Origin of the sequence: Flavobacterium sp., assembly GCF_044338735.1 — a bacterium.
GTDB lineage: Bacteria > Bacteroidota > Bacteroidia > Flavobacteriales > Flavobacteriaceae > Flavobacterium.
Map to the genome: position 1 here is coordinate 1 of NZ_JBIIWV010000062.1, position 11,905 is coordinate 11,905.

11 protein-coding genes and 1 pseudogene are annotated in these 11,905 nt (G+C 29.2%); 2 read left to right on the top strand and 10 right to left on the bottom strand.

The features are described from left to right. The 3 genes from galT to ACIQZC_RS05725 form a co-directional block, all read right to left on the bottom strand. The coding region (gene galT / locus ACIQZC_RS05715; protein ID WP_396138275.1) for a galactose-1-phosphate uridylyltransferase at positions 1-630 on the bottom strand (630 nt) is incomplete at its 3' end. Between the two features lie 6 nt (positions 631-636). Next, a complete protein-coding gene (gene galK, locus ACIQZC_RS05720; protein ID WP_396138276.1) occupies positions 637-1,803 on the bottom strand; it encodes a galactokinase in 1,167 nt (388 codons plus the stop codon). Positions 1,804-1,851: 48 nt separating this feature from the next. After that, the gene (locus ACIQZC_RS05725; RefSeq protein WP_396138277.1) at positions 1,852-2,889 is read right to left on the bottom strand and encodes an aldose epimerase family protein; all 1,038 of its coding nucleotides are present in this window, start codon (positions 2,887-2,889) and stop codon (positions 1,852-1,854) included. A gap of 105 nt (positions 2,890-2,994) precedes the next feature. On the opposite strand from ACIQZC_RS05725, the gene ACIQZC_RS05730 reads away from it, so the two are divergent. Continuing rightward, the gene (locus ACIQZC_RS05730; RefSeq protein ID WP_396138278.1) at positions 2,995-3,993 is read left to right on the top strand and encodes a GntR family transcriptional regulator; all 999 of its coding nucleotides are present in this window, start codon (positions 2,995-2,997) and stop codon (positions 3,991-3,993) included. A gap of 155 nt (positions 3,994-4,148) precedes the next feature. On the opposite strand, the gene ACIQZC_RS05735 is transcribed toward ACIQZC_RS05730, so the two are convergent. From ACIQZC_RS05735 to tsaD, 7 genes are all read right to left on the bottom strand, one after another. Further along, complete coding sequence (locus ACIQZC_RS05735; protein ID WP_396138279.1) at positions 4,149-4,718, bottom strand: hypothetical protein; 570 nt, start codon at positions 4,716-4,718, stop codon at positions 4,149-4,151. A 5-nt stretch (positions 4,719-4,723) separates the two neighbouring features. Beyond that, a complete protein-coding gene (locus ACIQZC_RS05740) occupies positions 4,724-5,902 on the bottom strand; it encodes a class I SAM-dependent methyltransferase (protein WP_396138280.1) in 1,179 nt (392 codons plus the stop codon). Between the two features lie 2 nt (positions 5,903-5,904). After that, positions 5,905-6,999, bottom strand: coding sequence for an AI-2E family transporter (locus ACIQZC_RS05745; RefSeq protein ID WP_396138281.1), 1,095 nt, complete (start codon positions 6,997-6,999; stop codon positions 5,905-5,907). 76 nt (positions 7,000-7,075) lie between these two features. After that, on the bottom strand, positions 7,076-8,068 hold the full coding sequence (locus tag ACIQZC_RS05750) for a zinc metalloprotease (protein ID WP_396138282.1): 993 nt from the start codon (positions 8,066-8,068) through the stop codon (positions 7,076-7,078). A gap of 317 nt (positions 8,069-8,385) precedes the next feature. Further along, positions 8,386-9,024 carry a DUF4159 domain-containing protein gene (locus ACIQZC_RS05755; protein ID WP_396138283.1) on the bottom strand — a complete coding sequence of 213 codons (639 nt, stop codon included), beginning with the start codon at positions 9,022-9,024 and terminating at the stop codon, positions 8,386-8,388. After that, positions 9,017-9,721, bottom strand: a complete 705-nt coding sequence (locus ACIQZC_RS05760) for a 16S rRNA (uracil(1498)-N(3))-methyltransferase (protein WP_396138284.1) — start codon at positions 9,719-9,721, stop codon at positions 9,017-9,019. The genes ACIQZC_RS05755 and ACIQZC_RS05760 overlap by 8 nt, the downstream gene beginning before the upstream one ends. A 14-nt stretch (positions 9,722-9,735) precedes the next feature. Beyond that, the gene (gene tsaD, locus ACIQZC_RS05765; RefSeq protein ID WP_396138285.1) at positions 9,736-10,758 is read right to left on the bottom strand and encodes a tRNA (adenosine(37)-N6)-threonylcarbamoyltransferase complex transferase subunit TsaD; all 1,023 of its coding nucleotides are present in this window, start codon (positions 10,756-10,758) and stop codon (positions 9,736-9,738) included. Positions 10,759-10,921: 163 nt separating this feature from the next. On the opposite strand from tsaD, the pseudogene ACIQZC_RS05770 reads away from it, so the two are divergent. Further along, positions 10,922-11,905, top strand: a pseudogene (locus ACIQZC_RS05770) (translocation/assembly module TamB); the annotation flags it as partial.

Consider the following 11,905-nt stretch of genomic DNA (forward strand, 5'->3'; position numbering starts at 1 on the left):
TTTTAATTCTTCATTTAAATAGTCAATTAAAAGATTGCTTTTATTTTTATCAAAATAGGCTTTCAAACTATTTTGTGTTTTCTCTACTTGGGTTGGTATAGAGGATTGTGCCCAAATTTGTCCATGTGGATGAGGGTTGCTGCAACCCATTACACTTCCTTTATTTTCAAAAATTTGAACATAATTGATATAATCAACATTTCCTAAATCCGTATATTCTTGTTGCCAAGTTCGAATAATTTCCTCGATTGTTGACAAATCCATTTCCGGTAAAGTGATATTGTGTTTTGGTGAAAAACAAACCACTCTTGAAATGCCTCTCTCTGGTTTTACTTTAAAGAAAGTAGCGTCCTTGCTTTCTTCAAACTCAATTTCTTCTTTTTTTAAAGCTGCGAAATCATTTTCAAAAACAAATGAACTAAGATATGTTGGATTTACATCTCCATTAGCACGAGCATTGCCTGGACACAAATAACAAGTTGGATCATATGCTGGTCTTTCATCATTAGCAACAGTTTCCTTTTGACCTTGCCATGGTCGTTTTGCTCGGTGTGGAGAAACCAAAACCCATTCGTTTATGAGCGGATTAAACCGTCGGTGCGGATCTTCGTAGATATCAAATGGTTTCATTATAAATTAGTTTTTATATAGTGATGTGCCGTTAGAAACTTTTACATCGTATGTTATTAAGTCTATTTTGAAATGTTCAGCATATAATGTGGTAAATTTCTCTTTTATTTTAATTTCACTTCCCTTTTTTACCAAATTGATGGTGCAACCTCCAAAGCCACCTCCCATTAATCGAGATCCAATTACATCCTCTTCGGCTTTTGCCAAATCTACCAGATAGTCTAATTCTGGGCAGCTTACTTCATAATCTTTAGACAAGCCTTGATGGGTTTCAAACATTAACTTACCTAACGTTTCAATATCGCCTTTGTCGAGCGCTGTACAAGCTTGAATGACACGTTTTATTTCTTTTACGGCATATAAACTTCTTCTAAAAACATTATCCGTCATTTTAGATTTTAAACCAATTAATAATTCTTCATTACAATCTCTAAAGCTGTTAATTTCAGGATAATTTTCATTTATAATACTTAATCCTTCTTCACATTCTATTCGTCGATTATTATATTCGGATGTAAATAAGGAATGTTGCAAGTTACTATCAAATAAAATTAAAGAATAATCTGCAAAATCAGCATCATGGTAGGTATAATCCAAAGTACGGCAATCAATTTTTATTACTTTGTTTTCCAATCCCATAATACTAGAAAACTGATCCATGATGCCGCAATTAATTCCAACCCAGTGCTCAGCAGTTTGCCCCATTAAAGCCATATCGATTGGTTTTATATCCAAATTAAACATTTCATTAATCCCAAATAAAAATCCACATTCTAAGGCTGCCGAAGAAGACAAACCAGAACCAATTGGAATATTACTACTAAAGACGCAGTTAAAACCTCTTATTTTGTGTCCTTTTAATTTTAATTGGAACAAAACACCCCGTAAATAATTAGTCCAAACAACATCGCTTACTATTTCCTCTTTTGTAATGTCGATTAATACTGATTCATTCAGATCAATAGCATGAATTTTTGCGGTATTTGAATTGTTTTTTTCAAATGCAAAACATACTATTTTATCAATAGCAGCTGGCAAAACATAGCCATCATTATAATCTATGTGTTCGCCAATAATATTTATTCTCCCCGGGGAAAGAACTATTTTATCTGGTACATTTCCAAATTTAGCTTTAAAAAAATCAGTGGTGTCTTGTATTAAAATCTCATTCATTATTTATAATTTGGTTGTTTTTATTTAATTTCTTGAAATAGGCCTTACTTAATTTTGAAATTTATACATAGTCTTGTGTTGATATACTTCGTCTTTTCTTAAAACAGCATTAGGGAAATGATCGTGATTCGGTGCGTCTGGAAAATTTTGTGTTTCAAAACAAATTCCACTCAAATTGTGATAATCTGTATTTTCCTTTCCTTTTATTTCATTATTACAATTTCCTCCCACATATATATGAACAGCCGGTTGATTCGTAAATACCAACATTTCTAAATTATTATTAGCACTGTAAAGTGAGGCTGAGTATTCTTCAACATCATTCAAAACAAAAGTGGTGTCTATTTTTTGAGGGCATTTTTTAGCTTGATTAAAATTAAAAGGGTTGTTTTCTAAATTCAAAAATTGCCCCGTTGGAATAATGTGTTCATTGGTTTCCAACATTTTATTCGAATGAACTATTAAATCCTGTTCAAGAATAGTCGAATTATGACCATCAAGATTAAAATAGCTGTGATGAGTCAGGTTTATTATTGTATCCTCCGATGTAGTGGCAACGTACTCAATAATCAATTCATTTTCTTCGGATAAAGTATAGGTTAAATCTATCGATAAATCTCCGGGGTAATTTTCTTCCCCATCAGGACTGAAATAACTTAAAGTTATGGATGGATTTTCCCCTTCATTCACATTTTTTATCTTCCATTGTTTTTGGCTAAAGCCAATATTTCCTCCATGCAAGGAGTGCCCATTATTATTACTATTTAAATCAATCGATTTGCCGTTCAAACTAAAAGTGCTATTATTGATCCTGCCAGCATAACGCCCTACCGTTGCTCCAAAATATGGCGAACTATTTATATTAAAGGAATTTAAATAGGCTTCCAAAGTATCGAAACCCAAGACCACGTCAATAAAACTACCATTTTTCAAGGGTATTTTTAATGAGGTTATCGTGGCTCCAAAAGTGATAACCTTCAATTGCATTCCTTTTTTATTGGTTAATTCACATGAGTTGACTGCAGCTCCATTAGGCATATATCCAAAGAAATTAATTGCAGGACATGTATTAAAAAATGAATTCATAATTTACTCAAAAAAAATTAAATAATTAATTCAAATATAAATTAAAGATAATTAATTACACACTAGTACCTACCAGTTTTATGTATATTTGCAAAAATTTTTATTATGAAATTTATTACTATTCAAAATAATCTAGGCATACCCAAGTATAAACAAATTATTTACTCTATTGAAAAGACTATTGTAAAAGGACTTTTGAAAAAAGATGAAAAACTTCCATCAATAAATAAAGTATGTCTTGAGTTTTCTATTTCCCGTGATACCGTACTTTTGGCTTATGAAGAATTAAAAAAGCGGGGTATTATATATTCTATTCTGGGTAAAGGCTACTATATAAAAACCATTGAGGTAAAAGTAAAAAAAAGGATTATTTTACTGTTTGATGAACTTAATATTTTTAAGGAAGATCTGTATAATTCTTTTATAGTAAATATTGGAATGAATACTCAGGTTGATATTTTTTTTCATCATTTTAACATTCAGGTTTTTCAAAAAATAATTAATGACAGCAATGGAAACTATAACAAATACATCATTATGCCGACTAATTTAGATGGTGCGGCTGCAATAATAAAAACCCTACCAGTTGACGATGTTTATATATTAGATCAAACAAATTTGGAATTAAATTCATTCCCTGCGGTATATCAAAATCATAAGAAAGATATTTATAATGGATTAGAAGAGGGTGAAACTAAATTAAACAAGTACAAAAAACTAATTCTTATTTTTCCAGGATTTAGGGAACCGGTAGGTATGAAAATTGGCTTCAAAAAATTCTGTGAAGACTTCGGATTTAGCTATATGGTTATTCCTGAGTTTAAAGACCGTAAAATAATAAAAGGCGAAGTTTATATAATTCCTGACGATAGGGATTTAGTAAAAGTGATTGAAAAATCCAAGTTACAAAATTTAATTCTTGGTGTAGATTTCGGAATCATATCTTATAACGAAACCCCATTGAAAAAAGTTGTAGAAAACGGCATAACCACCATATCTACTGATTTTGTTGAAATGGGAAAAATTCTAGCCCGAATGATTTTGAACGAAAAAAAAGAACAAATAGAAAATAAAAGCACCTTAATTATTCGACACTCTTTATAAAACAAAGCCTTAATTATACCATTATAAATTTTATCATCCACAACTAATTCTAAGGCATTTTTTTAGCAAAATCAGCTAAGAATTTTAAGATTGGGTTTGAGAATAAGTCAATAGCGATCACAAAAAAGCCTTGTATTTCAAGGCTTTTTTGTTTGTCAATCGATACATTTTATATAGTTCATAAAGTACGTATCTGGATTTGTTTTTGTTTTCAAAGTTTCTGAAACCAACTCATTCTTAATTACATAATCCTTTGAATCACCATTGTATTGAACACGCATTAAAGTAACCGAACTATTTTTCAATTCTTCATAGTTTGTGATACCAAAAAAGAAATAACCAGTTAAAACTCTTATATTGTTTTTTTCTTTTTCATCATAATTTAAAACGCTACATCGTTCCTCTTCATTAGCAAGTAATGTTACAATTTTACCGTTTTGTAGTTGTAATATTATTTTTGAAGTTTTGTTAATACATTTTGCAGGTATAAAATCTTTGCTTTTTTGCAATAACTGTAACTCTAGCATTGGAACACCATCAATATTTAACAAACTAAAAAATAAATATTCATTTGTGTTGCCAAATATTTTCTCATCAATTAATACTTCAGAAAGTACTTTTAATGAAGTTGAGTCTGTTTTTTGTTCAACTTCATAAACACAATCATTTGTTTGAGCTCCAGAAAATAGTGGAATTAGAAATAAAAGTATGTAAATATTTTTCATTGTATTTATATTTTGGTGCAAAGTAAAACTATTTTTTCATTATTTAAGTTTGTAGTAAAAAACGCAAAAATTGCACCTCCATCAGAAATTTTGTATTTTTTCTTTATTTCATCTGGTTTTATAGGAAAATTCCTTGTAGAAACATTCATTTTTTTTCCTTGAATTAATTGTGCGATTTCTTTTTTTTGAAACGGAACAATAGTTTCAATTTTAAACCTTCTACCAGGAAAGTCAATCAAATCGTTTGAGCTATATAAATGAGAATGAGGGTGTAATTTATCAATACCAAATATTTCAGAAACAGCTTCAAAACCACCAGATTTTAGCAACGATGCATTGGGTTCGTATAAGAATTTTTTGGGCAGGCTGTAAGTAGCTTTATAGTCTTTATTGGTTCTAATTTCTGAGGTTATTACGTTTTCTTTTTCAATATTAATTGCAAATATTTTCGGACTTCCAATGAATTCTTTTTCTATTTTCCATAATACTTCTTTTACCTCATTATCTATAGCAACAATATGTATTTCTGCTACATTTTTTAATTCTAATAAACCAGCATGAAGATCTAAAATAGGTGCGGTTTTAATTAATAATGTATCTGTAAATTGATAATAAAAATTTTGTAATTCAACTACATTTGGTGAACAATCAGCAAGCATAAACACCTTTCCTTTACTGTCATTTCGTCTAGACGGGTCAATGTAAATGCAATCAAATTGCTGATTATATTTTTTAAGAATTTCAATACTATCACCACAAAGACAGTTTATATTGTTAATTCCAAGTTGATTAAAATTGTGTTTTACTATTTCGGATAATTTCGAATTGATTTCGCAATGAAATACAGTATCAAAAATTTTTGAAAAATAATATGCATCAATTCCAAAACCACCTGTACAATCTATGATATTTTTTCCTGAAACAATCGTTGCTTTGTATTTTGCAGTTTTTTCTGAAGAGGTTTGTTCAATCGAAATTTTTTCTGGGTAAATAATATTTTCTGTAAAAAACCACGTTGGTAATTTTTCTTTAGCTTTATTTTTAGAAATAATTTGATGAATAATATCGGTATAATTTGAATTTGGAAACGGATTTTTTTTCAAAGCTAATTTACTACTATTCATTGATAAATTCTCTTGAATAAAATTTTGAATTTCAGGTTTTAATAATTGATTAATTTCCAAAACTATAAATTTTTTGTAAGCAATTTGATGATTTTGTTTTCTGGAAAAAATTCTTTAGCAATTACTTTAATCGAAGTGTATAAAGGGACTGCTATAATCATTCCTGTTATTCCGAATAAAATTCCAGCAATCAAAATAATTAAAAATATTTCCAAAGGATGTGAATTTGTACTTTTTGAAAATATAAGTGGAGAACTTAAATTATTGTCAATTATTTGTACAATAGACATTCCTATAAGAACATATAATGCAGTTGGAATTGTATCGTTTGTAAAATCAGCACCAGAACCAATTCCGCTGGTCATGATCAATATACAAGCAACAATTGAAGCAATTATTGGACCAACATAAGGAATGATATTAAAAATAGCGCATAATAAAGCAATAATAATAGGATTTTCAACTCCAAAAATCAGAAACACAATAAAATATAAGATCATTATTATTGTCAATTGAATCAATAATCCTATAAAATATCTTGATAATAAATGATGTATTTCATTGATTGAATTATTAACTTTTACTTTTTGTTTTTCGGGAATTAGTTCTTCAAATTTAAGATAGAATGACTGACGTTCTTTTAAAACAAAAAAGGTAATAAATAAAACAGAAGCGAAACCAACACTGAAATTTCCTATCGTATTAAAAAAACTATTAATAAAATTTGGTATGAATTCGAAAGAATTAAAAGACGTTAATTTACTGTTTTCTAACAATTGTCTTGAATTAATATTATGTGCATCCAAATAATTTGTAATGTTTTGAAGTACTATATGATAATTTTTTTCAAGCGAACTAATATCTAATAATGATAATTTTTCACCTTGGGCAAGTAAAAGTGGAGTAAATGACAAAATAAAACCACTAATAATTAAAAAGGCCAATAAAAGTGTAATGATTACAGCTAAAGTGTTTTTTAATTTCAAACGCTTCTTTAAAAAAGAAACGAAAGGGCTTAGTAATAATGATAATACTATAGAAATAATACAATATAAAATGATTGTGCTAACCTTAAATAAAAAAAACAATAGTAAACTACTCACTAAAAGTATTGCAACAGCTCTTATAATTCCATTTGAAATTTCTTTGGATGTCATAGTTCTTCATTTTTGCTAAAATAAAAAAAACTCGTCAATTAATAACGAGTTTTTTGATTAAAGAAATTAAATATTTTTATTGTACAAATGTGTATCTATAGCCTCCTGTTAAAAATTGAGCTCTCATCCTATCTTTTTGACCATTTGTAAACATGTACATAGATACATCATTAGTGTAATCCATAAAATTCATAGTCATTTCAATTGGATTTCCAGGACAAGTTGAATAATGTGGAAATACTGGAGATCCATAATTTGCTGCATTATGCGAAGGTGTGTCCGAAACTAAATCATTCCCACAAGTACTATCGCCCCAAATATGTCTTACATTTAACCAATGTCCAATTTCATGCGTAGCAGTTCTTCCTTTATGAAACGGAGCCGTAGCTCTTCCGTTTGTTCCAAAATATCTAGAGTCTATAACAACGCCATCCAATTCTAATGCAGTCCCAGGAGCTTTTGCATAACCTAATATTCCACCAGCCAACGTACACACCCACAGGTTAAGTTTGTTTGTTGGTGAAGTAGGGGCTATTCCTCCAAAAGCCGTTTTTTTCATTTCTTCATTTAGTACAGCCCATTCTGTGCGAGTTGTTTGTATTCTAATAACTCTATCTAAAACAAATGTAATGCCAACATTTGCTTTTACTCCTGCAAAAACTCCAGGAACCTGATTAAATTCACTGTTAATGCCATTAAAATCTTGATTAAGAGCATCTATTTGAGATTGAATTTGTGATAATGAAATATTTTCAGCGGATGTTCTATACAAGACATTAATCACAACCGGAATCTCAATTCGAATTGGGAATATTTCAAAAATATCTTTAATGATTACTTTTTTTGAAAATTCTTCAATTTTTTGAATATTGATTGCTAGCTCGGGATTTTTTTTCAATTCATGTTCTAAAATATCTTGACTTACACAATTTCTTTTATTGATTACTAATGAATCTCCTTTTTTAGCTAGAATTGAAAAATTTTCATTTTCGGTTTCAAGATTGGACGTGTCTGATGTACATGAAAACAAAGTTAACAAAGTACATGTTAGTAGAAATAGCTTTTTCATAAAATTTATTTTTTGGGGTTAAAAAATTTTTCAGTTAAGCGATATACAATTGTATTATAATTGTATCAATTTTATTTTAGTTTTTCGCCATTTTAGACTAAAACACATCAATAATATTAATGTAAAGATTAACTATTTCAAAATTAATTATTCCAAAATTTATAAATTGTATTATTTTTATATTATTGTGTTAAATTATGATTAATTTTAATATATTTTGTTTAATAATCGAAATAAATACAATAAAAATAAAAAAATAGTAATAAAAAAACAAAACTAAATAATAATGTTATATATTTATAATAATAAATTTAATGCTAATGATTAAAAATATAATATAAAATATTAGAACCCATTTGAAGTGCTTTTTCACGTACATTTTTTGGGTCATTATGTACTTCGGGATCTTCCCAGCCGTCTCCTAAATCACATTCATGAGTATAAAGTAAAACAATACGATTTTCAATAAAAATCCCAAAGGCTTGCGGTTTTTTATTGTCGTGTTCATGAATTTTAGGTAATCCATTTGGAAAAGAAAAAGGTTTTTGAAAAAGAATATGATTTGATGGGATTTCAACTAATGGATTACTGGGGAATATTTTTTTCAGTTCCTTTCTGATGAATTCATCCATTCCATAATTATCATCAATATGTAAAAAACCGCCCGAGATTAAATAGTTTCTAATATTAACGATATCATTAGTACTAAAAACCACGTTTCCATGACCAGTCATGTGTACAAACGGATAATTTACTATTTCAGCACTTCCTATGTCTACCGTTGCAACTTTTGGATTAATGGTGGTATTAATGGTTTGATTACAAAATTTAACTAAATTAGGTAACGACGTCGGATTTGCATACCAATCCCCACCTCCCGAATATTTGGCAATGGCTACTTCTTGAGTAAACCCAAAATTCCAAAGTAGTAATAAAAGGACTATATATCTATTCATTCAGTAATGCAATTGTATGACAAGCAACTAATGCTGCGGTTTCGGTTCTTAATCGGGTGTTGCCAAGAGTTACAGGAATAAAATTTTTTTCCAAAGCTAAATTTATTTCTTTAGAAGAAAAATCACCTTCAGGACCAATCAAAATGGTTACATTTTCTTCTTTTCTTAGTTCCTTTTGAAATGATTTTTTATCCGTTTCTTCACAATGGGCAATATATTTTTGACCAACAATATTCGATTTTACAAATTGCGATAGCGAAATTGGCTCGTTAATTTTGGGTAAATAATAATGTAATGACTGTTTCATTGCAGCTTGTATGATTTTTTCAGCTCGATCAATCTTATACACTTTTCGTTCGGAATGCTCACAAATAATTGGCGTAATTTCGTGAATACCTATTTCGGTTGATTTCTCTAAAAACCACTCTAAGCGGTCGTTCATTTTAGTAGGAGCAATTGCTATGTGCGTGTAAAAAGTATCGGGTTGATGAAACGTTTCATTTGTGATTTTTATTTCACATTTTTTTTCAGATGCTAAAATTATTTCAGATTCAAATAAAAATCCCAATCCATTAGTAATAAGTATTTTATCACCTTCCTTTTTACGTAAAACTTTAATAATGTGTTTACTTTCTTCTTTATCAAAAAAGAAGTTAGAATCACCTTTTTTTATTTCAGAATTATAAAATAGTTGCATAGATAAAATAGAATTTAAAATTTAATTCGTGCTTTAGATGTTATTTCGGAATTACTATAATTTCCTTCTAAAAAGTTATAATATCCAACAATTCCTATCATAGCAGCATTATCGGTGGTGTATTCAAATTTAGGAATATAGGTTTTCCAACCGTATTTTTGTTCTGCTTCTTTCAATGTTTTTCTGATCCCTGAATTAGCCGAAACTCCTCCACCAATTGCAATTTGATTAATTCCAGTCTCTGCAACAGCCAATTTTAATTTGTCCATCAAAATGTTGATGATGGTATATTGAATAGAAGCACAAATATCGGCTTTATTTTCTTCAATAAAATTTGGATTCAAAGCTACATTCTTCTGAATAAAATACAATATTTGAGTTTTTAAACCACTAAAACTAAAATTCAAACCTGTTACTTTTGGTTTGGTAAACGGAAACGCTTTTGGGTTACCTTCTTGTGCAAATTTATCAACTAAAGGTCCGCCAGGATAAGGTAACCCTAAAATTTTTGCCGATTTATCAAATGCTTCACCCACTGCATCATCAGTCGTTTCTCCAATAATTTCCATATCAAAAAAACTGTTTACTTTCACAATTTGCGTATGACCACCAGAAATCGTTAACGCTAAAAACGGAAAAGTAGGTTTATCATAGCCTTCTTCCTTAATAAAATGAGCTAAAATATGAGCTTTCATGTGATTCACAGCAATAAGTGGAATACCCAATGCCATACTCAATGATTTTGCAAAGGAGCCTCCAACGAGTAACGAACCCATTAAGCCTGGACCTTGAGTAAAAGCAATACAATTAAGTTCATTTTTTGTTATTCCAGCTTTTTTGATGGCAACTTCTACAACAGGAACAATATTTAGTTGGTGCGCTCTAGAGGCTAATTCTGGTACAACACCTCCATATTCTTCGTGAATAGCTTGACGCGCAACAATATTTGACAAAACAATATCGTTGCAAAGCACTGCTGCAGACGTGTCGTCACAAGAACTTTCAATAGCTAATGTATATATTTTTTTTTCAGACATGTTAGGCATGAAATTTGAATTAAAGATATTGTATTTATCGTACAAAAATCCTTATTTTTGTTCGGAATCCCTTTTTAAATTAATTTTCAGCAAATTTAAAACAAAATAGAGTATCAAAAAATTTAAAAAAATACTATTTCGTATTCTCTTTGGAATACTAGTCATGTTACTCTTTTTAGGGATAATTCTGTCTTTACCACCAGTACAAACCTACCTTGGTAAATATGCTACAAAAGATTTAAATAAGACTTTTGGTACTGATTTATCGATTGAACAAGTTGCAATTACCCCTTTTGGAAGTGTTAAATTAAAAGGAATAATCATTTTAGATCACCACAAGGACACACTTTTTGCTATTAAACGTTTAAATACTTCTATTTTAAGTTTTATGAAAATTTACGATCCGGGTCATCCCTACTTAAAAGACGTAATTTTTGATGGTTTAGACGCCAAGATAGTTAATTACAAAAATGAAAACTACACGAATCTAGATAAATTCATTGATGCTTTTGATGATGGAACGCCTTCATCGGGTAAGTTTAGAATGAGAGCTAATAAAATGACGCTTTTTAGTAGTCGTTTTAGGTATATTGATGAGAATTTGAAAACTCCTAAAGTATTAGATTTAAAACGATTAAATGGGAAAATTGAAAATTTTTTGATTAAGGGTACAAATGTAACAACACTCATTAAACGATTAGCTTTTGTGGATCACAGAGGGATAGAAGTTACCAATTTAACGGCTGGTTTCACTTATACTAAAAACAATATTTTACTAGATAAGTTATCGATAAAAACACTCCATTCTGAAATGAAAGGAAAGGCTGAGTTGCGATACAAAAGAGAAGATTTTAAAGATTTTAATAATAAGGTAATTTTTGATGTTCAACTGGATAAAGCTTCTATAGCTTCAAATGATTTAAATTGTTTTTATAATGAATTTGGCAAGAATAATATCTTTTACATAAATACTCATTTATTAGGTACGTTGAATAATTTTATTTTGTATGATTTAAAATTAGCAGACAAAAATCAATCTGAAATTATCGGGTCGGTAAATTTTAAAAATCTTTTTGGAAAAGGAAATCAAACCTTTTATATGAAAGGAAATTTTGATAGAATAGCTACTGATTACAATCAAGTTGTT

Bases quoted from the DNA above. Each gene is read 5' to 3' on its own strand.
- galK (WP_396138276.1), bottom strand. From the start codon at position 1,803: ATGAATGAGATTTTAATACAAGACACCACTGATTTTTTTAAAGCTAAA.
- ACIQZC_RS05725 (WP_396138277.1), bottom strand. From the start codon at position 2,889: ATGAATTCATTTTTTAATACATGTCCTGCAATTAATTTCTTTGGATAT.
- ACIQZC_RS05730 (WP_396138278.1), top strand. From the start codon at position 2,995: ATGAAATTTATTACTATTCAAAATAATCTAGGCATACCCAAGTATAAA.
- ACIQZC_RS05735 (WP_396138279.1), bottom strand. From the start codon at position 4,718: ATGAAAAATATTTACATACTTTTATTTCTAATTCCACTATTTTCTGGA.
- ACIQZC_RS05745 (WP_396138281.1), bottom strand. From the start codon at position 6,999: ATGACATCCAAAGAAATTTCAAATGGAATTATAAGAGCTGTTGCAATA.
- ACIQZC_RS05750 (WP_396138282.1), bottom strand. From the start codon at position 8,068: ATGAAAAAGCTATTTCTACTAACATGTACTTTGTTAACTTTGTTTTCA.
- ACIQZC_RS05755 (WP_396138283.1), bottom strand. From the start codon at position 9,024: ATGAATAGATATATAGTCCTTTTATTACTACTTTGGAATTTTGGGTTT.
- ACIQZC_RS05760 (WP_396138284.1), bottom strand. From the start codon at position 9,721: ATGCAACTATTTTATAATTCTGAAATAAAAAAAGGTGATTCTAACTTC.
- tsaD (WP_396138285.1), bottom strand. From the start codon at position 10,758: ATGTCTGAAAAAAAAATATATACATTAGCTATTGAAAGTTCTTGTGAC.